Annotated in this window: 19 protein-coding genes; 9 read left to right on the top strand and 10 right to left on the bottom strand. The window is 61.8% G+C overall.

What is annotated here, in order from left to right:
- Positions 1-24: 24 nt before the first annotated feature.
- The 4 genes from K5E37_RS22575 to arsH all read left to right on the top strand — a co-directional run bounded on the left by K5E37_RS22575 (position 25) and on the right by arsH (position 2,291).
- The gene (locus tag K5E37_RS22575; RefSeq protein WP_221535201.1) at positions 25-645 is read left to right on the top strand and encodes a LysE family translocator; all 621 of its coding nucleotides are present in this window, start codon (positions 25-27) and stop codon (positions 643-645) included.
- Between the two features lie 117 nt (positions 646-762).
- Positions 763-1,110: a metalloregulator ArsR/SmtB family transcription factor gene (locus K5E37_RS22570; RefSeq protein WP_221535200.1), complete on the top strand. Its 348-nt coding sequence runs from the start codon at positions 763-765 to the stop codon at positions 1,108-1,110.
- A 9-nt stretch (positions 1,111-1,119) separates the two neighbouring features.
- The gene (locus K5E37_RS22565) at positions 1,120-1,590 is read left to right on the top strand and encodes an arsenate reductase ArsC (RefSeq protein WP_221535199.1); all 471 of its coding nucleotides are present in this window, start codon (positions 1,120-1,122) and stop codon (positions 1,588-1,590) included.
- An 11-nt stretch (positions 1,591-1,601) separates the two neighbouring features.
- A complete protein-coding gene (gene arsH / locus K5E37_RS22560; protein ID WP_064595868.1) occupies positions 1,602-2,291 on the top strand; it encodes an arsenical resistance protein ArsH in 690 nt (229 codons plus the stop codon).
- Positions 2,292-2,347: 56 nt separating this feature from the next.
- Here arsH and K5E37_RS22555 read toward each other — a convergent pair whose 3' ends face one another.
- The 5 genes from K5E37_RS22555 to K5E37_RS22535 form a co-directional block, all read right to left on the bottom strand.
- Positions 2,348-2,698, bottom strand: coding sequence for a copper-binding protein (locus K5E37_RS22555; protein ID WP_221535198.1), 351 nt, complete (start codon positions 2,696-2,698; stop codon positions 2,348-2,350).
- Positions 2,695-5,853 carry an efflux RND transporter permease subunit gene (locus tag K5E37_RS22550; RefSeq protein WP_221535197.1) on the bottom strand — a complete coding sequence of 1,053 codons (3,159 nt, stop codon included), beginning with the start codon at positions 5,851-5,853 and terminating at the stop codon, positions 2,695-2,697. The genes K5E37_RS22555 and K5E37_RS22550 overlap by 4 nt, the downstream gene beginning before the upstream one ends.
- Positions 5,850-7,097, bottom strand: coding sequence for an efflux RND transporter periplasmic adaptor subunit (locus K5E37_RS22545; RefSeq protein ID WP_221535196.1), 1,248 nt, complete (start codon positions 7,095-7,097; stop codon positions 5,850-5,852). Before K5E37_RS22545 ends, K5E37_RS22550 begins: the two co-directional genes overlap by 4 nt.
- Positions 7,094-8,350, bottom strand: a complete 1,257-nt coding sequence (locus K5E37_RS22540) for a TolC family protein (protein WP_085604546.1) — start codon at positions 8,348-8,350, stop codon at positions 7,094-7,096. The genes K5E37_RS22545 and K5E37_RS22540 overlap by 4 nt, the downstream gene beginning before the upstream one ends.
- 99 nt (positions 8,351-8,449) lie before the next feature.
- Positions 8,450-8,791: a hypothetical protein gene (locus tag K5E37_RS22535; protein ID WP_221535195.1), complete on the bottom strand. Its 342-nt coding sequence runs from the start codon at positions 8,789-8,791 to the stop codon at positions 8,450-8,452.
- Positions 8,792-8,949: 158 nt separating this feature from the next.
- Here K5E37_RS22535 and K5E37_RS22530 point away from each other — a divergent pair, with 158 nt between their 5' ends.
- A complete protein-coding gene (locus K5E37_RS22530; protein ID WP_221535194.1) occupies positions 8,950-11,334 on the top strand; it encodes a DUF3772 domain-containing protein in 2,385 nt (794 codons plus the stop codon).
- Between the two features lie 28 nt (positions 11,335-11,362).
- On the opposite strand, the gene K5E37_RS22525 is transcribed toward K5E37_RS22530, so the two are convergent.
- The 3 genes from K5E37_RS22525 to K5E37_RS22515 are packed head-to-tail and all read right to left on the bottom strand — an operon-like array spanning position 11,363 to position 13,509.
- Entirely contained in the window at positions 11,363-12,340 is a 978-nt protein-coding gene (locus tag K5E37_RS22525; protein WP_221535193.1) for a trans-acting enoyl reductase family protein, read from the bottom strand.
- Complete coding sequence (locus tag K5E37_RS22520; protein ID WP_221535192.1) at positions 12,337-12,738, bottom strand: VOC family protein; 402 nt, start codon at positions 12,736-12,738, stop codon at positions 12,337-12,339. The genes K5E37_RS22525 and K5E37_RS22520 overlap by 4 nt, the downstream gene beginning before the upstream one ends.
- Before the next feature lie 27 nt (positions 12,739-12,765).
- The gene (locus K5E37_RS22515) at positions 12,766-13,509 is read right to left on the bottom strand and encodes an SDR family NAD(P)-dependent oxidoreductase (protein ID WP_085604559.1); all 744 of its coding nucleotides are present in this window, start codon (positions 13,507-13,509) and stop codon (positions 12,766-12,768) included.
- A gap of 139 nt (positions 13,510-13,648) precedes the next feature.
- Here K5E37_RS22515 and K5E37_RS22510 point away from each other — a divergent pair, with 139 nt between their 5' ends.
- A complete protein-coding gene (locus K5E37_RS22510; protein ID WP_170929352.1) occupies positions 13,649-14,536 on the top strand; it encodes an AraC family transcriptional regulator in 888 nt (295 codons plus the stop codon).
- Between the two features lie 11 nt (positions 14,537-14,547).
- On the opposite strand, the gene K5E37_RS22505 is transcribed toward K5E37_RS22510, so the two are convergent.
- The gene (locus K5E37_RS22505; protein ID WP_085605168.1) at positions 14,548-14,712 is read right to left on the bottom strand and encodes a DUF2986 domain-containing protein; all 165 of its coding nucleotides are present in this window, start codon (positions 14,710-14,712) and stop codon (positions 14,548-14,550) included.
- Positions 14,713-14,784: 72 nt separating this feature from the next.
- The gene (locus tag K5E37_RS22500; protein ID WP_085604562.1) at positions 14,785-15,666 is read right to left on the bottom strand and encodes a LysR family transcriptional regulator; all 882 of its coding nucleotides are present in this window, start codon (positions 15,664-15,666) and stop codon (positions 14,785-14,787) included.
- 101 nt (positions 15,667-15,767) lie between these two features.
- On the opposite strand from K5E37_RS22500, the gene K5E37_RS22495 reads away from it, so the two are divergent.
- The 3 genes from K5E37_RS22495 to K5E37_RS22485 are packed head-to-tail and all read left to right on the top strand — an operon-like array spanning position 15,768 to position 18,314.
- Positions 15,768-16,832: an alkene reductase gene (locus tag K5E37_RS22495; protein ID WP_221535191.1), complete on the top strand. Its 1,065-nt coding sequence runs from the start codon at positions 15,768-15,770 to the stop codon at positions 16,830-16,832.
- 11 nt (positions 16,833-16,843) lie between these two features.
- Positions 16,844-17,680, top strand: a complete 837-nt coding sequence (locus K5E37_RS22490; RefSeq protein WP_221535190.1) for a pirin family protein — start codon at positions 16,844-16,846, stop codon at positions 17,678-17,680.
- 49 nt (positions 17,681-17,729) lie between these two features.
- The gene (locus tag K5E37_RS22485) at positions 17,730-18,314 is read left to right on the top strand and encodes an isochorismatase family protein (protein WP_221535189.1); all 585 of its coding nucleotides are present in this window, start codon (positions 17,730-17,732) and stop codon (positions 18,312-18,314) included.
- The last annotated feature ends 26 nt before the right edge of the window (positions 18,315-18,340 follow it).

Below are 18,340 nucleotides of genomic sequence, written 5' to 3'. Positions count from 1 at the left end.
TCCAGAACAGGGAACCCACGCACCATGTCCATCGCCGACAACCTTCTCGCCTTCACCCTCGCCGCCACGTTGCTGACCCTGACACCCGGCCTCGACACCGCGCTGGTGCTGCGCACCGCCACCGTTGAAGGCAAGCAGCAGGCGTTGCGTGCGGCGTTGGGGATCAATGCCGGTTGTCTGTTGTGGGGCGCGGCGGTGGCGTTTGGGTTGGGGGCGTTGATTGCGGTGTCGGAGCTGGCCTACAACCTGTTGAAGTATTGCGGCGCGGCGTATCTGGCGTGGCTGGGGTTGAACATGCTGCTGCGCCCTCGCCGCTCGCTGTCACCGGCCGAGGCCGACGGCAAGCCGGGGGCGAACTGGTTTTTCAAGGGCATGTTGGGGAATGTGCTGAATCCGAAGATCGGGATTTTCTACGTGTCGTTTCTGCCGCAGTTCATTCCGCAAGGTCAGCCGCTGGTGCCGTGGACATTCGGGCTGGTGAGCATTCATGTGGTGCTCGGGCTGATCTGGTCGCTGGTGTTGATTGGGGCGACGCAGCCGCTGTCCGGGTTCCTTCGGCGCGAGAAGGTGGTTCGCTGGATGGATCGCACCACCGGGATGATTTTCGTACTGTTTGCCGCGCGGTTGGCGTTCAGCAAGCGTTGAGGCGCCTGCGTTAAACACACCTTCGGTCGAGAGCTGCCACTTCATCAAACTCAAGACTTGCCCAATACATATGGACATCCGTATATTCGGACAACCATATGTACTGAAGACATCCACATGCTCAACCCCGCCTCCGTTTTCAAATGCCTCGCCGACGAAACCCGCGTCCGGGCCACGCTGCTGATCACCCGTGAAGGTGAGTTGTGTGTCTGCGAGCTGGTCTGCGCGCTGGACGACAGTCAGCCGAAAATCTCCCGCCATCTCGCGCAGCTGCGCACCTGCGGTCTGTTGCTGGATCGCCGTCAGGGCCAGTGGGTTTATTACCGGCTCAACCCTGATTTGCCGGCATGGATTCGCACGCTGCTTGAAACCACGCTCGCCGCCAACACCGCCTGGCTGGAAGAAAACAGCGCGCGGCTGGCGGTGATGGGCGATCGCCCGCTCAACACATCTGCCTGCTGCTGAGGAACGATCATGCGCGTTCTATTCATGTGCACCGCCAACAGCTGCCGCAGCATTCTCTCGGAGGCGATGTTCAACCATCTGGCACCACCCGGTTTCGACGCCGTAAGCGCCGGCAGTTTCCCCAAAGGCCAGGTGCTGCCGCGCAGCCTGACCACGTTGCAGGCGGCCGGCATTTCCGTCGCCGGGTTGAGCAGCAAGGGCAACGAGGCCTTCGAAGACAACCCGCCGGACATCGTCATCACCGTGTGCGACAAGGCCGCCGGTGAAACCTGTCCGGTGTACTTCGGCCCGGCCCTGAAAGCCCATTGGGGACTGGAGGATCCGTCGGATGTGCACGGCGATGAGCGCACCATCGACGCCGCTTTCCGCGCCACCCTCGCCCAAATCGAAAACCGCTGCCGGGCCTTTCTCGCCCTGCCCTTCGCCGAACTTGACCGTGATGCCCTCAAGCGCGAGCTCGACCGCATCAGTACGCTGTAACCGGAGCCGACATGACTGACCTGCCCAACCTCGATCCCTCACTGGTTCAAACAACCACGCGTGACGAAGGCGCCCACAAGCCGCGCATCCTGTTGCTGTACGGCTCGACCCGCCCGCGCTCCTTCAGCCGTTTGCTGGTCGAAGAAGCCGCCCGCCTGCTGGAACACTTCGGAGCCGAGACGCGAATCTTCAATCCTTCGGGTCTCCCGCTGCCGGACGATGCACCGGGCGATCACCCGAAAGTCCAGGAACTGCTCGAGCTGATGCAATGGTCAGAAGGCCAGGTCTGGTGCTCGCCCGAACGTCACGGTGCAATGTCGGCGGTGTTCAAGGCGCAGATCGACTGGGTGCCATTGGCCCTCGGCGCGGTGCGTCCGACTCAGGGCAAGACCCTGGCGGTGATGCAGGTCTGCGGCGGTTCGCAGTCCTTCAACGTGGTCAATCAACTGCGCGTGCTGGGGCGCTGGATGCGCATGTTCACCATCCCCAATCAGTCGTCGGTGCCCAAGGCTTATCTGGAATTCGACGAAGGCAACCGCATGAAACCTTCGGCGCTGTACGACCGGGTGGTGGACGTGATGGAAGAGTTGGTGAAGTTCACGCTGTTGCTGCGTGATCGCCCGGACCTGGTGGATCGTTATTCCGAGCGCAAGGAATCGGCGGAAGAGTTGATGCAGCGGGTCAATCAGCGGTCGATCTGAAAGATTGAATAAAAACCGGCGCGATGATTCCCGCCGGTTTTTTTTACATCACACGCTTACTTGTTGATCGACACGATGGTCGCTTTGCTGCCCTCCATCTGGAACGAAAACTTCACCCGATCGCCCACCGCCAACCCGGCCAGTTGTTCCTGAGTTGCCGCGAAGCCCATGGTCATCGGCGGCCACTGCAACGCCGCAACGGCGCCATGGGCGATGGTCACGGTGCGCTTCTCGACATCGATGGACTTGATCGTGCCCTCAGCATTCGCGGTCGGAGCCTGTTGAGTGGCGGGTTGCATCTGCATGCCCTGCATGTCGTCCATCTTCATGCCGGGCATGTCCTCGGCGTGGGCAGTCAGTGCAAACGCAACCAGCGTGCCCGCAACAGTGATCGGGATCAGTTTCATGAGGTTTTTCCTTCAGATTGGAGGGTTTCAACGGACAACTGCCGACGGCGCATCAGGCGATACGCCGCCGGTATGACAAACAGCGACAACAACGGCGCCGTGACCATACCGCCCACCATGGGCGCGGCAATGCGGCTCATGACTTCGCTGCCAGTGCCGCTGCCCAACAGAATCGGCAACAGGCCAGCGATGATTACCGCTACGGTCATCGCCTTGGGGCGCACACGTTGCACGGCGCCTTCGCGAATCGCCGCGATCAACCCGCGCTCGGTGTGATCGCCGAGGTCTTCGCGTTCGGCCCAGGCGTTCTTCAGGTAGAGCAGCATGATCACGCCGAACTCGGCCGAAACCCCGGCCAGTGCAATAAAGCCAACCCCGGTCGCGACCGACAGGTTGTAGCCCAGCAGATACAGGAACCATGCACCGCCGCTCAACGCGAACGGCAACGTGGCCATGATCAGCAGCGCTTCATCGAAGCGAGCGAACGTCAGGTAGAGCAGCACGAAGATGATCAGCAGCGTGGCCGGCACCACCAGTTTCAGCCGCGCATTGGCCCGCTCCAGAAACTCGAACTGCCCCGAATAGGTCAGGCTCATTCCGGGCTGCAATTTCACCTGTTCGCTGACGGCGTGACGCAGATCAGCCACCACCGAAGCGATGTCCCGCCCCCGCACGTCGATGTACACCCAGCCGGACGGCCGGGCATTCTCGCTCTTAAGCATCGGCGGGCCGTCCGTGACCTTGATCTTCGCTAGCATGCCGAGGGTGATCTGGCTGCCCGAAGGTGTGTAGATCGGCAATTGCTCCAGCGCGCCGGGCGAATCACGCCACTCTCGCGGGTAGCGGATGTTGATCGGAAACCGCGCCAGCCCCTCGATGGTTTCCCCGACGTTTTCCCCGCCAATGGCACCGGCGATGATGGATTGCACATCGCTGATGTTCAGCCCGTAGCGGCCAGCGGCGTTGCGGTCGATATCCACGTCGATGTAGCGGCCACCGGTCAGGCGCTCGGCCAGTGCCGAACTGACACCGGGCACACCTTTGGCCACCCGCTCGACAGCCTGGGTCGCAGCGTCGATCTGGGCCAGATCGTTGCCGGCGACCTTCACGCCGATGGGGCTTTTGATCCCGGTGGCGAGCATGTCGATGCGATTGCGGATCGGCGGAATCCAGATGTTGGTCAGGCCCGGCACGCGCACCACTCGATCCAGTTCTTCCACGAGTTTTTCCGGAGTCATACCCGGACGCCATTGATCGTGGGGCTTGAACTGGATCGTGGTTTCGAACATTTCCAGAGGTGCCGGGTCGGTCGCAGTTTCCGCGCGGCCGGCCTTGCCGAACACATGCTCGACTTCGGGCACGGTCTTTATCAGCCGATCGGTCTGCTGCAACAGCTGCGCGGCTTTTTGCGCCGACAAACCCGGCAAGGCCGAAGGCATGTACAGCAGATCACCCTCGTCCAGCGGCGGGAGGAACTCGCCACCGAGCCGCGAAATCGGCCAGGCCGCGCTGACGAATACCAACAGCGCCACCAGCAAAGTGAATTTCGGCCGGCGCAGTACCACGTCCAGCGCCGGCTGATAGATCCGGATCAGCCAGCGGTTGAGCGGGTTGTGGCGTTCATCCGGAATCCGCCCGCGAATCCAGTAGCCCATCAGCACCGGCACCAGCGTCACCGACAATCCCGCTGCTGCCGCCATGGCGTAAGTCTTGGTGAACGCCAACGGACCGAACAGCCGCCCCTCCTGGGCCTGCAAGGTAAACACCGGAATGAACGACAGCGTGATGATCAGCAAACAGAAAAACAGCGCCGGCCCCACCTCCGCCGCCGCGTCGGTCATCACCTGCCAATGGCGCTCGCCCTTGAGCGCCTGCCCCGGATTGGCCGCGTGCCACGCCTCGATTTTCTTGTGGGCGTTCTCGATCATCACCACCGCCGCATCGACCATCGCACCAATGGCGATGGCGATCCCGCCCAACGACATGATGTTGGCGTTCAAGCCCTGATAACGCATCACGATGAAGGCGATCAACACACCCACCGGCAACGAAATGATCGCTACCAGCGACGAGCGCAAATGCCAGAGGAAGATCCCGCACACCAGCGCGACGACGATGAACTCTTCGAGCAGTTTGTGGCTGAGATTTTCCACGGCGCGATCAATCAGCTTGCTGCGATCGTAGGTGGTGACGATCTCCACGCCGGGCGGCAGGCTGCTTTTCATGTCATCGAGTTTGGCCTTGACCGCCGCGATGGTCTCGCGGGCGTTCTTGCCGCTGCGCAGGATCACCACGCCGCCAACGGTTTCGCCTTGGCCATCCAGTTCGGTGATGCCCCGGCGCATGTCCGGCCCGGTCTGAACCGCTGCGACATCGCCGAGAGTCACCGGCACCCCGCCAGCACCGAGTTTGAGCGGGATCGCCCGAAAGTCATCAAGCGTCTTCAGGTAGCCGGAAGCGCGCACGATGAATTCGGTTTCGGCCATTTCCAGCACGGCGCCACCGGTTTCCTGATTGGCCTTGCCGATGGCTTCGCGCACCTGCGCCAGGGTGATGCCGAGGCTGGCCAGCCGCACCGGATCGGGCTGCACCTGATACTGCTTGACCATGCCGCCGACGGTGGCGACCTCGGCGACGTTGGGCAGGGTCTTGAGCTCGAACTTGAGGAACCAGTCCTGCAACGCCCGAAGCTGCGCCAGATCATGTCCACCGCTGCGATCCACCAGCGCGTACTGATAGATCCAGCCCACCCCGGTGGCATCCGGACCCAGTGCCGGTTTGGCGCTGGCCGGCAGGCGACTCTGGATCTGGCTCAGATACTCCAGCACCCGCGAGCGCGCCCAGTATTGATCGGTGCCGTCCTCGAACAGCACGTACACGAAGCTGTCACCGAAGAACGAATAACCGCGTACGGTTTTCGCCCCCGGCACCGAGAGCATGGTGGTGGTCAGCGGATAGGTCACCTGGTTCTCGACAATCTGCGGCGCCTGTCCGGGGTACGGCGTGCGGATGATCACCTGCACATCGGACAGATCCGGCAGCGCATCGATCGGCGTGCTCTGCACCGACCACACGCCCCACCCCGTGACAAACAGCGTCGCCAGCAGCACCAGAAAACGGTTGGCGACGGACCAGCGAATCAGCGCAGCGATCATGGCTGACTCCCCGAAACGTTCCCGTCTGTTTCAAGCGGCTCGGCGACGATGCCCTTGAGACTGGCCTCGGAATCGAGCAGGAACTGGCCGGACGTCACGACGTTCTGCCCTTCTGCCAGGCCTTCTAGGATCACCGTTCTGCCGGCGCTTTCCTGGCCGAGCCGCACCTCCACCGGGCGATAGTGCCCCGCGTCTTCCGCGAGCATGACCAAGTCGCGCTTGCCGGTGCGGATCACGGCTTCACTCGGCACCCACAATTGACTCTGCCCGGTCGAACGGTTCAGCCGCACTTGCGCCGTCATCCCCGGCCGCAAGCGGCCATCGGCATTGGACAGCTCGATCCGCACGCGCAGGGTACGACTGTCCGGGTTGGTGTCCGGCAGAATCGCGCTGACCATTCCGTTGAACACGCAGCCAGGAAAGGCCGACAGATGCGCTTCGACGGCCTGCCCCACGGCAACCGAACCGGTCTGCGATTCCGGCACCGCCACCGCGAGCCAGACACTGTTCAGCCCGTTGACCCGCGCCAGGGTTTCACCGCTCGCCACGGTCATGCCCGCCCGCACGTCGAGTTCTTGCAGTACGCCACCCAAAGGGCTGGTGACCGTCAGTTCGGACTGCACCTTGCCGCTGCGTTCCACCTGAGCGATCAGGCTCGACGGCATCCCGGTCAGGCGCAACCGCTGGCGCCCCGCAGCGATCAAGTCGGCATCGCCGCTGCGCCTGAGCGCCAGAAACTCGCTCTGGGCCGCCGTCCATTCCGGCACGAGGATGTCGGCCAACGCCGCGCCAGCCGTGAGCACATCCCCCGGAGCACGGGCGTAGACCCGCTCGACAAACCCGTTGGTACGCGCCTGGATCACCGCGACATCGCGCTCGTTGAACGCCAGCACGCCGCTCACATCGAGGCTCGAGGTGAAGGCGCCGCGACTGACCGGCGCCACACGCAGACCGAGGTTCTGACTCAACCCCGGATCGATGCTGACGGTCGCACTGTCCTCCGCGCCGCTGGCGTATCGCGGCACCAGTTGCATGTCCATGAAGGGAGACTTGCCCGGTTTGTCGAACTTCTGCTGCGGGAACATCGGGTCATACCAGTACAAGGCCTTAGGCTCAGTGCTCGGCGCCGGAGCTGCAGCCGTTCCACCATTCATTCGTTGATAGGCCAATCCGTAACCGCCACCCACGCCCACCGCCAGCGCGAGGCCGGCCAGCCACACACCGTTCCATTGTTTAAGGTTCACAGGCTGGTCTCCCCATAAGCGAAATGCAGGCGCGCAGCAGTCAGTGCGCGCTGTTCTTCCATGTCGATCTGTTTGAGGCGGGCCTCGATGAGTTCGCGGCGGGCGCTGACTACCGCGTTCAAATCGCCCTGGCCGGCGCGATAACTGGCCAGGCTCAGATCGACTTTCTCTCTGGCCAGCGGCACCAGGCTTTCCTCGGTGCGGCGCACGGCCCGATCGAGGCGCTGGTAGTCGGCCAACTGGTTCTCAAGCTGTTCGGTGTGCTCGCGGGACAAGGCCTCGCGCTCGGCTTGCAGCTGGCTGACCTCGGCCTGTCTGGCGGCGATTTTCGGGTTCTGCCGCGTCTCGGGAAACAGCGGCAGATCCCAGGAAAACTGCACGCTGACCATGTCGCCAAACTCACGGCCCCGGTGCTGGTAATCCACTTCCCAGCTCCAATCGGACTTTTTCTCGGACATTGCCTCTTGCACCTTGGCCTCGGCTTCGCGGGTCATGGGGGCGAAAGCGGCCAGTTCAGGATGGTGTTGCAGCTGATGATTGAAGGTCGAGGCATCGACCGGCCACGCGGGCAAACCGCCCTCGGGCTTGTCGTTGGCTGCGGTGCCGATCCAGCGTTTGAGCGCGGCTCGGGCCTGGGTGCGTTCAAGGGTCAGATTGTCCTGTTGCTCGGCGAGTCGGGCCGCTTCCTGCTTCGGCGTCACCGCGTCAGCAGGTTGCGCGCGGCCACCGGCAATCTGCGCCCGGACGGTCTCGCTCAGCAGACGGTTTTCCTTGAAGAGGTCCTGGAATAAAGCCTCTTTGCGCTCGACCGAATAGCCGCTGATCCACGCCAACGCCGTCGCCTGGCGGACCTTTAAACGCTCGACACGTCGCTCGGCCGCCGCGCGTTCGATGGCTGCGTCGGCAACCTCAACGCGCGCCTTGCGCTTGTCTGCGTTGGGCATTTCCTGCCGGTAACCGACCATTTGCATGGTCATGAAGTCCTGATCGAGGCTCCAGCGATCCGGGCCGCCCACGGGGTAGTTCTGCAAACCGAGCACAAGCTTGGGATCGGGCAACTCGCCCGCCGGAATGGCCGCGCTGCTGGCGGCCTGGATTTTCTGGTCTTGTGCGGTCAGCGACGGCGCATTGTTTTCGGCCAGCCGCAGCGCTTCATCGAGTGTCAGCGCGACGGCGAAACCCGGCCACGCGAGCACGCTTGCCGCAAGGCCGGCCAACAAAGGCCAACCCGTGCAATTGCACTTGAATGTCATGTTTACGATTCCTGTGATCGTCCACTGCGCGCGGCGTAAAACACGCGCACAGCCAAATCACTCCGCCTGGGCGGAATGAGCTTCAAGGGAAGACAGGAATCAGGTGCGGGGCGGTCGCCAGACCCCGGACGGGGCCGCTACGGGCAGGGAATCACTGAAGAACGAATGCGTGACAGGGCTGAACACGGTAACGGGCGGCTTGAGGATCGCGACTTGCAGCAGGCCGCCGGTCTTGCACTCCTGCCCGGGTTTGCAGGGGGAGCCATGGTCGGCAGGACTCTTCATGTCCTGGCAGCAATCCATGTTCATGCCGTCCATCATCGCCATGCCCATGGCTTGCATCGGGCAGGGTTCTGTCGGTGCCTGCACGCCCGCCATCCCGCTGAGGGGAAGCGCCAGGCTGATCAGGAAAACGAGACAAAACCGCAGATAGCGTTTCATGGCCGGGAGTCTAGTCGTGAAAACGGGCGCCTACAATCGGCAGCCCGGCGATCTCACCGGACACGCATTAAGCCAGGATTAGCAGCAGAAAATGATGCAGCAGGCGCCCGATCACCTAACCTCAATGTTTGTGTGATCAACCGGAATCGGCCAGTCCCATGCGTAATGCATTGAAGTCATTGATGTTCGTCGTCCTGCTCGTGCTCGGTTCGGGGTTCCTGGCGGTGTCGGCCGCCGACTTGCCTGGCACACCCGATGTCAGCACCGGCGCCCCGCTCCCCGGCGTCACGCAAAGCGATCTGCAAGCCTTGCAACTGCGCCTCGACGGCCTCAAGCAGCAGATCTCGTCCGCCAACAATTACAACCAGCTCGAAGGCCCGCAGGACCGGGTGCAGACGTTCATTCTGGACATCGATCGGCTGTCGGCCTCGTTGTTGCCGCAGCAGGCACAACTCACCGTACAGCTGGGCGTGCTCGGTGCCGCGCCGGCCGAAGCAGTCGCCGCCGAACAAGCCGATATCGCTGCGCAACGGGCGACGTTGATCGAGCAGAAAACCAAAGTCGATACCGCGCTGAAGAACCTCGCCACCCTCAAGCAAAGCGCCACGGACCTGATCACCCAGATCGCCGGCATCCGCCGCACGTTGCTCGAAAGCGAACTGACGCTCAGCACCCACAGCATTCTGAATCCCGGTTTCTGGACGCCCCTTGTCAATCCTTCTCCTGATGACCGCCAGCGTCTGCGGTTTTTCGTCGAACAGGTGCAACAGACCGGCGCCGAAGCCTGGCAACCCGGCCAGCGTTTTTACACCGGCCTGCTGGTTGTGCTGGCCTTCGTCGTCTGGACGCTGGGTCGGCGACTGGCCGACCGCTGGCTGGCGTGGGTGTGCATTCATCGCATGCCGGAGGGTCGGCTGCGCCGCAGTTCGCTGGCGTTCGCCTCGGCACTGGCGACACTCGCGACCACCGCCATCGCCCTGCAATTGTTGTACTACGCCTGCACCCGTCACGTGCCGTTGCCGCCGATGCTGGCGACGTTTTCCGATGAGTTCGAGAAGGTCGTTTACGCCTGCGTGCTGATCACCGGCCTTAGCCGCGCGTTGCTGTCCACCGAGCACCCGTCGTGGCGGTTGCCGGCGGTGGCCGACGAGGTCGCACACACGCTCCAGCCGTTCGCGCGGATTCTGGCTGCGACGCTGTTGGTGCTGGTGACGGCGGTGCAGGTCAGCAACGCCTCCGGGATGAGCAGCCAGATCGTTATCGCCGGGCGCGGGGTGATTGCGATAGTGGTGCTGGGCATCGTCACGACGTTGCTGATGCGCGTCGGCAGAGTGCGCAAAGTCTTGGTGGCTGCCGGGGATACGCAGGTCGCGGGCAACACCTTCGCCGGTGTGATTTACACCGTCGCCACCCTGGCGATGGTGCTGTCGTTCGGCGCCCTGCTGACGGGGTATGTGTCGCTCGCACGGTTCATCACCTACGAACTGGTGTGGGCGTTTATCGTGTTTTCCGGGTTTTACCTGCTGATGCAGTTGCTCAAGGACAGCTGCGAGTATTTCTTCTCGCCCCGCCACTCCAGCGGCAAGGCGCTGAAGCAACTGCTCGGCGTGGGGGATCGACGTCTCGAACAGGCCTCGACCCTGCTGGCCGGTTTCGGTCGGGCTGCTCTGTTGCTGTTGGCGGTTATCACGCTGTTTGTCGGCGGGATCGGCACCACGCTGGGCCAGTTGGCCAACAACATCGGCACGATCCTCGGCGGCGCCGGCCTGCGCAAACTGAACATCGTTCCCGGCCATTTGCTCAACGCGATGCTGGCGCTGCTGATCGGCATCTACCTGATCCGCGCCCTGCGCCGCTGGCTCGACAACGAGTTTCTGCCCAAGACCGACATGGACCCGGGCATGTGCGCCTCGCTCAGCACGCTGTTTTCCAACATCGGTTATGCGGTGGTGATTCTGCTGACCCTGTCATCGCTGGGCGTGCAATGGACCAACCTGGCGTGGATCGTCAGCGCCCTGTCGGTGGGCATCGGCTTCGGCTTGCAGGAGATCGTGAAGAACTTCGTCTCCGGGCTGATCCTGCTCACCGAACGCCCGGTCAAGGTCGGCGACCTGATCAGCATCAGCGGCGTCGAGGGCGACATCCGTCGGATCAACGTGCGCGCCACCGAAATCCAGCTCAGCGACCGCTCGATCGTGATCGTGCCCAACTCGCAGTTGATCTCGCAGAACCTGCGCAACGTCACCCTCGGCGGCAGCGCCCAGGGCGTGGCGACGCTGGAGCTGATGTTCCCGCTGGATATCGACCCCGAACAGGTGCAGAACCTGCTGTTCGACACCTACAAGGAACACGAAACCATCCTCGAAAAACCGGCGCCGTTCGTGCGCTTCAGCAAGCTGACGCCGGACGGGATTACGTTGACGGTGACCGGGTATGTCGCCAGCCCGAGGATTGTCGGGACGACCAAGAGTGATTTGCTGTTCGAGATTCTCAAGCGGCTGGGGGCTGCGGGGATTGAGCTGGCGAAGCCGCCGAGTACCTGAGGGGGTTGCGGTTCATCGCCCGATGGTTTCAGAAGTCAGTCACGGTTGTACCTGCAATGCTCTCGGCAAAGCCGGCACCGAACACGCGGGCCGGCGTTTCAAAACCCGGTCGCCGCTCCCCCTCCATCACTCGACGCGCGGCCGCCACTGCCGCCAACGGGGTGTAGGTATAGCCATTGACCGTTTCAATGACCGACCGCGCGGCGCTGCCATTGGCGCCCGAGACTTCTGCCACCGCACGGGCGCGGTGAGCCGCACGCTGTTCGGCGCTGGGGCCGTCCGGCAACAGCGACAAATCGCCCTCGGGAAACGCATCGCCACTGATGTGCACGTACATGGCGATATCGGGAATGCCGGTGGAATGCCAGCCCGTGACCAGATCACCAAACGACAACGGCGCGCACAGCACGGGCCCGTCACCAAAATCGAAAGACCGGGGCTGTGCGTCGGGCGTGGCGATGAGTTGTCCGTCAACCCGGGCCAGCAAACCTGCGTCAATAATCTCGCCGACACTCAGAGCCGATCCGCGCGACATGGAGCCTGCTACCTGCAGCGCAATTTTCAGCGAATGTGGTGCCTGCACGCGTCGAGCGACATGCATCGCCAGACAATCGGTCGGCACCACATCCCAGCCGACGCCGGGCAACAACATGACACCGGCCTTCGCGGCCTCGACGCCCAGCTGCTCGGCCCGTCGATAGACATTGATCTCTGCGGTGATGTCCAGATAGTCCACCCCGGCCCTGATACACGCCTGCATCAACACGTCCGCCGTCTGCGCGAACGGCCCTGCAAAGTTCAGCAATACCGCAATGCCCTCCAGAGACTCCGCTGCAAGGGTCTCAGGTGCGAATACTCGATAAGGCACATCCAGTTGCGCCGCGAGGGATTCGATTTTTTTTGCCGTACGACCGGCAATGACGACGTCCAGGCCCAGCGACCGGGCATGCTCCGCCGCCATGCGCCCGGTGTACCCCGTCGCCCCATAGATCATTAATGTGCTCATTGGCCGTGCTGCCATTTTTTGTAGACGAATTCGAGGCTGTAGCCGTCCGAATCGAGGACGTTGGCCGCGTAGTAATCGGGGTCGTAGTGCAGGCGTGCGCCCGGGGCGCCGTTGTCGACAGCACCGCTTTCGATGGCCGCTGCGTAGGCAGCGTCGACCTGCGCCGTGTTGCTCGCGACGAAGCCAACATGCACGGCCCGCCCCTCTACTACGCCCTCACGCAACCAGAAAAACATCCGGCCGTTGGCACCGAATCCCTTCAGGTCTGGATGCCCTGGCGGGCCGTCCTTGCCGTCGTAATCGAGCCTTGCGGTGATGCCCAGCGGGGTCAACGCTGCCGTGTAGAAAACAATCGAGCGTTCAATGTCGCTGACCGACAGAAAAATATGATCAAGCATGATGCAACCTCGCATTCGGGTATTGATTCAGATGAAGTAACCGCCCGCGACCTCAATGGATTGAGCATTGATCCAGCCGCTCTCATCAGACAGCAACAGGGCAATCACCCGAGCGACGTCCTGCGGCTCGCCCACCCGACCGAGCGCCGTTTGCGAAGCGAGCAAGGCCTCGAACTCATCATTCAGACCGCCGCCCAATTCAGTGCGGATCGCACCCGGCGAAACTGCGTTGGCCCGAATGCGACGATCCGCGAACTCCTTGGCCATGTAACGCGTCAGCACTTCCAGTCCGCCCTTGGCAGCAGCGTAGGGCGCGACTCCGGGCATGGCGACGCGGGTGGTGGCGCTGGTCAGATTGACGATACTGGCGCCCTCGCTCATCAGGGGCAGCAGGGTCTGCGTGAGAAAAAACGGGCCTTTGAGGTGGGTGTTCAACAGGCCGTCGAACTGTGCCTCGGTTACTGTTTCCAGCGAATTGAACAGGCCGTGGCCGGCGTTGTTGACCAGCCCGGATAGCCTTTTTTCGCCCCAAGTAGCCTGGAGTGCGTGAACGACCTTCTGGCGGAAATCGTCGAACTGACTGACGTCGGCAACGTCCAGTTGAAGCGCCACGGCGGTGCCACCCGAGACTTGAATGCGCTGGACGACCGAAGCTGCCGCCTCGGCATTGCGCTGATAAGTCAGGATGACGCCCATACCGAGTCGTGCACACTCCTCGGCCGCACTGGCGCCGATGCCACGGCTGCCGCCGGTAATAACGATAACGCTCATGCGCTGCTCCACTGTCATTTGAGTTGAAGCACCACAGTAGCCATCGGCCGGGCGGCGAGCGCAGCGGTTCCTCTTCGAAACCTGCCTGTTTCTGCTTTTTGCTTGCGCGGGTGTATCCGTGTGGGGTCAGATGCACGGCATGAACAGCCAACTGACAGAACTTCGCGCCCTGGCCCGAAACGCGCAGAACCGCCGCACGGAAACAGGCATTCCACGGGTTGCCATGGTTCAGGGTGAAATCCCTGAACACTTGCTGGCGGCGGTTTACCAACCGATGATCAACCTGATCCTGCAAGGCAGCAAATCCATGACCATCGCCGACCGTACGCTGCATTACGACCCGGCGACCTACTTTGTCATGTCCATCGATCTGCCGGCCGTCGGCCAGGTTCACCCCTCTCCCGCTGGCGAGCCGTACCTGGCAGTGAGTCTGACGCTTGATCCGGTTGTCTTGACGACGCTGCTGGCCGACCTGCCCAAACCTCTCGGCCAACACGAGCAGGACGCCGGTTTTTCGGTGGCGGCTGTCACCCCGCCCTTGATGGATGCCTGGGTGCGGATGCTGCGTCTGATGGGCCAGCCTGAAGAGATCGCGGCACTGGCGCCGGTCTATGAGCGGGAGATTCTGTACCGTGTCCTGCAAGGCCCCCATGGCTGGATGCTGCGGGACATCGCTGCCCCCGACAGCGCCATGGCGCGCGTCAACCTGGCCATTGCGCACATACGGCAGGACTTTGCCGAACCGATCCGGGTAGACGACCTGGCCCGGCTTGCGTCAATGAGCGTGTCCGCCTTCCACCGACACTTCAAAGCCGTTACGGCGCTGAGTCCATTGCAGTATCAAAAGCGGGTTCGTCTGCTACAGGCCCGGACGCTGATGGTGGCGAGTACCAGGAATGTCACCCAGGCGGCGTTCGAAGTGGGGTATGAAAGCGCTACACAGTTCAGCCGTGACTATGCACGGGTGTTCGGTTTACCACCGTCGCGGGACGCGGCGCGGATACTTGGGGAAACCCGAAACGGTTGAACCCCGCTCAATCAGTCCTCGGTGACAGCACTTGCTTCGGGGGTCGCTTCAGCCGCCATTTTCAGACGATCCGCCTTACTGATGTATTTCGGCTTGTTGCTCTTGGGTGCCAGTTTGGCGTTGGCCTTTCTGGATTTTTCCTTGAAGAGCTGTTGCAGTTTTTTCTGACGGTTCATGGTGTTTTTTGGCCTGCTTGAAAGTTGTTGGATGATATCAGCTTCAATCCGTTACTGATCCCGGAGTGCCCCTTACGCGCAATCGAGTCTGTCACGCAGAAACTCGATGAAACGTTGCGTCTTGGCCGGGAGCAGTCGCGTCTCTGTCAATGCGTAGACCGAAACCGGTGGTGCCTGCCATTGCGCCAGCACTCTGCGCAATGTTCCGCTCGCCACATCCTGGACGGCGATACCCTCCGGTAACAGCGCGATCCCCAGATCCAGAGACGCCATGCGCCGGAGCATGCCCACACTGTTGAGTTCAAAACGTCCTCCGACCTCCACCTGTTCGCTCCCTGTTTCACTGATGAGTGTCCAGTGGTCAGAACCGGAGCCACGCATTCTGAGGCATTCATGATTGATGAGTTGGGCAGGTTGCTCCGGTTCCCCGAACAGTTCGAGATACCTGGGCGATGCGTAAAAAGCACGCTTCATACTCGCCAACTTGCGGGCAATCAGGTTTGAGTTCGGCGGTTCTCCCATCCGAATGACGATGTCGACCGGGTCGCTGACCAGATCCACCTGCCGTGGTGTGAGTTCAAGATCGAAGCGGATACCCGGATACTCACGGGCAAACTCGGCAATCAGCGGCGCCAGATAGATAGTGGCGAAGTCCACCGGCATCGAAACCCGCAGCAAACCACTGGGCCGGGCAAGCATTTCGCCCAATTGCTCATGGGCCAGTCTCGCCTCTTCCACGATCCGCTTGCAGCGCTCGAAATAAAGTTGCCCGGCCTCCGTCAACTCGATCCGGCGTGTCGTGCGGTGCAACAGACGCAAGCCGATGGCCTTCTCCAGGCCACTGATGCGCCGGGAAAGCGTTGAGTTGGGCATGCCCAGCGACTCCGCCGCCCCACGAAAGCCGCGCATTTTCACAACTTCCACAAACAACGCCATGTCGTTCAGGTATTCCAAAAAGATTGCTCCATCAGTGGATCAGTCATTTCAATTTTGACGGATTTATCCCGAATTTGAATTGACTGATGATAGCTCCATCACTACTGAGGAGCACCGCGATGAACCCACTTTTTTCTGAAATCCAGATCGGCCGTCACACCCTCTCCAACCGTATCGTCATGGCACCCATGACGCGTTCGCGCGCCGATGATGACGGTGTACCGACGGATCTGGTCGCGACTTACTACGGTCAGCGCGCCAGTGCCGGGCTGATCATTTCCGAAGGCGTGTTTCCCGTTGCTCTCGGCAAGGGCTACGTCCGAACGCCGGGTATCGCAACTGCCGAACAGATGGCGGCCTGGAAGCAGGTCACGGACGCCGTGCATGCCCGTGGCGGTCGCATCTTCATGCAACTGATGCACTGCGGACGGGTTTCCCACCCTTCATTGCTCGCCAATGGCGCTCAGCCGCAGGCACCTTCTGCCATCAAGGTAGAGGGGCAGACCTACACCGCCAACGGTTTGCAGGATTTCGTCGTCCCGCACGCCTTGACCATCGTCGAAATCGCTGCCGTCGTTGAGGGCTATCGCCAGGCTGCACGCCGCGCGATCGAGGCGGGTTTCGATGGTGTCGAGTTGCATGCGGCATCCGGTTATCTGCCGGAGCAATTCTTGTCCACTGGCAGTAACCAGCGAGATGACGAATATGGCGGCCCGGTTGAAAACCGCGTCCGCTTCGTGCTGGAAGTGCTCGCCGCCATGGCGGATGAGATTGGCGGTGACCGCGTCGGCATCAAGATTTCGCCCGAAATGAACTTCAACGACATCGTCGATGCCAACCCGCAGGAAACCTACACGCACCTGGTCGAACAACTGCGCGCTTTCAATCTCGCTTACCTGCATGTCGCGCTGTTCGGCGCCACGTTCGACTACCACGCAGCGCTGCGACCTCTCTTTACCGGGCGCTACCTGATCGGCAGCGCTCTCGACAAAAATACCGCCGAATCCCTGATTTCCAGTGGCCAGGCCGATGCGGTGGTGTTTGGCAGTGCGTTTATCGCTAACCCTGACTTGCCCGAGCGTTTGCGCAGTGGTGCCGAGCTGAATACTGCGGACAAAAACACCTTTTACGCCCCGGGCCCAGAAGGCTACATCGACTACCCGACCCTGTCCGTAGAGGCTTGAGGAACGCCGCCATGCTCACCACCGCACGTTTGCAGCGCATGAACCACGGCAGCCGATTCAGGGCGTTCACCCTGCGAGGCGATCGGCATGCGAAACCGATCGACCCGTTTTTGGGCGTCGATCACGCCTGGATCAGCGGACCGACGTTTCCGGCCCACCCTCATGCAGGGTTCTCGGCGGTGTCTTACCTGTTTATGGATTCGCAAACCGGTATCGATAACCAGGACTCACTGGGCAATCGCAACCTGATCCAGCCCGGTGGTCTGCACTGGACGGCGGCGGGCAATGGCGTCGTGCACGAAGAAGTTCCGGCCGAGCCCGGCAAGACCGTTCACATGCTGCAGATTTTTATCAATCTGCCGGAGGACAAACAGTCGCAAGCACCGTTTGCCTTCAGCGTTGAATCTCAGGAGGTGCCGGTCGTTCATTCGCCGGGCGTGAAGGTTCGAGTGCCTCTGGGCAGCTTCCACAACGTTGTGTCTCCTCTATCGCTGCCAACCGACGTGCGACTGCTGGACATATCACTGGAGGCCGGGCGCGAACTGAGTGTGTCGATTCCCGAAGGTCATGTGGCGTTCGTCATGCCCATAGACGGCGAAGTGTCTGTCGATGGCCACCCCTTCGATCTGTCCGATCCGAAAGTACCGGTCAATCTCCCGCAAGGGGCGGATCGTAGAGTCACCTTGAGTGCGCCGACCGGCAACGCCAAGGCCGTCGTTTTCTCAGGCATGCCCTTGAACCAGCCGGTGCATTGGCAGGGCCCGATGGCGCTCGCTTCTTCAGAAGCCCTGACCGCCGCCGTGGCCCGCTATCAACGGGGTGATTTTGGAAATCTGAATCTTCGCTGACTCCACCACCGGGGGCATTCCCCCCCTTTCAAATGCCAGGAGAACCACCATGACGTACGAAAACTTCAGTGCCGACAATGCTGCCCTTCTGCTGATCGATCACCAGGTCGGGACCATGGGCTGGGCCAAATCGATGGCTTTCGAAGAACTCAAACGCAACGCCCTGATGCTCGCCAAGGCCGCGCGCATTCTGAAAATGCCCGTCGTGTTGACCTCCAGCATGGAAGAGCACGCACAAGGTCCGCTCCTGAGTGAGCTTGAGCAGATCCTGCCGGCTGAGTTTGCGAGCCGCATCAAACGCCTTGGCATCGTCAACGCCATGGACGACGAACACTTCGCCGCCGCAGTGAAGGCGACCGGTCGCCGTAAACTGATCATCGCCGGCGTCACCAACGACGTCTGCACCGTTTACCCGGCGCTCTCGCTGGTGCGTGATGGTTACGAAGTCCAGGTCGTCGCCGATGCCGGTGCGTCACCAACCAAAGCAGCCGATGACATCGCGTTGCGCCGCATGGACAAGGCCGGTGTCACGCTGACCAGCACCAACCAGTTGATTGCCGAACTGGCCGGTAGCTGGGCGACGCCTGAGGGTGGTGAATTGGTGCAGGTGTTGATGGAGTCTTTTGGTAGCTGATAGCTCTGGATTCATTGCCCGGTGTG

This window comes from Pseudomonas sp. RIT778, from assembly GCF_019718735.1.
Lineage (GTDB): Bacteria > Pseudomonadota > Gammaproteobacteria > Pseudomonadales > Pseudomonadaceae > Aquipseudomonas > Aquipseudomonas aphyarum.
Note: the sequence above shows the minus strand (reverse complement) of the source record. Positions and strands in the feature narration are given on the sequence as shown.

Bases quoted from the DNA above. Each gene is read 5' to 3' on its own strand.
- K5E37_RS22550 (WP_221535197.1), bottom strand. From the start codon at position 5,853: ATGATCGCTGCGCTGATTCGCTGGTCCGTCGCCAACCGTTTTCTGGTG.
- K5E37_RS22555 (WP_221535198.1), bottom strand. From the start codon at position 2,698: ATGAAACTGATCCCGATCACTGTTGCGGGCACGCTGGTTGCGTTTGCA.
- K5E37_RS22575 (WP_221535201.1), top strand. From the start codon at position 25: ATGTCCATCGCCGACAACCTTCTCGCCTTCACCCTCGCCGCCACGTTG.
- K5E37_RS22535 (WP_221535195.1), bottom strand. From the start codon at position 8,791: ATGAAACGCTATCTGCGGTTTTGTCTCGTTTTCCTGATCAGCCTGGCG.
- K5E37_RS22490 (WP_221535190.1), top strand. From the start codon at position 16,844: ATGCTCACCACCGCACGTTTGCAGCGCATGAACCACGGCAGCCGATTC.
- K5E37_RS22530 (WP_221535194.1), top strand. From the start codon at position 8,950: ATGCGTAATGCATTGAAGTCATTGATGTTCGTCGTCCTGCTCGTGCTC.
- K5E37_RS22485 (WP_221535189.1), top strand. From the start codon at position 17,730: ATGACGTACGAAAACTTCAGTGCCGACAATGCTGCCCTTCTGCTGATC.
- K5E37_RS22505 (WP_085605168.1), bottom strand. From the start codon at position 14,712: ATGAACCGTCAGAAAAAACTGCAACAGCTCTTCAAGGAAAAATCCAGA.
- K5E37_RS22510 (WP_170929352.1), top strand. From the start codon at position 13,649: ATGAACAGCCAACTGACAGAACTTCGCGCCCTGGCCCGAAACGCGCAG.
- K5E37_RS22525 (WP_221535193.1), bottom strand. From the start codon at position 12,340: ATGAGCACATTAATGATCTATGGGGCGACGGGGTACACCGGGCGCATG.
- K5E37_RS22540 (WP_085604546.1), bottom strand. From the start codon at position 8,350: ATGACATTCAAGTGCAATTGCACGGGTTGGCCTTTGTTGGCCGGCCTT.
- K5E37_RS22565 (WP_221535199.1), top strand. From the start codon at position 1,120: ATGCGCGTTCTATTCATGTGCACCGCCAACAGCTGCCGCAGCATTCTC.
- K5E37_RS22495 (WP_221535191.1), top strand. From the start codon at position 15,768: ATGAACCCACTTTTTTCTGAAATCCAGATCGGCCGTCACACCCTCTCC.
- arsH (WP_064595868.1), top strand. From the start codon at position 1,602: ATGACTGACCTGCCCAACCTCGATCCCTCACTGGTTCAAACAACCACG.
- K5E37_RS22520 (WP_221535192.1), bottom strand. From the start codon at position 12,738: ATGCTTGATCATATTTTTCTGTCGGTCAGCGACATTGAACGCTCGATT.
- K5E37_RS22570 (WP_221535200.1), top strand. From the start codon at position 763: ATGCTCAACCCCGCCTCCGTTTTCAAATGCCTCGCCGACGAAACCCGC.
- K5E37_RS22515 (WP_085604559.1), bottom strand. From the start codon at position 13,509: ATGAGCGTTATCGTTATTACCGGCGGCAGCCGTGGCATCGGCGCCAGT.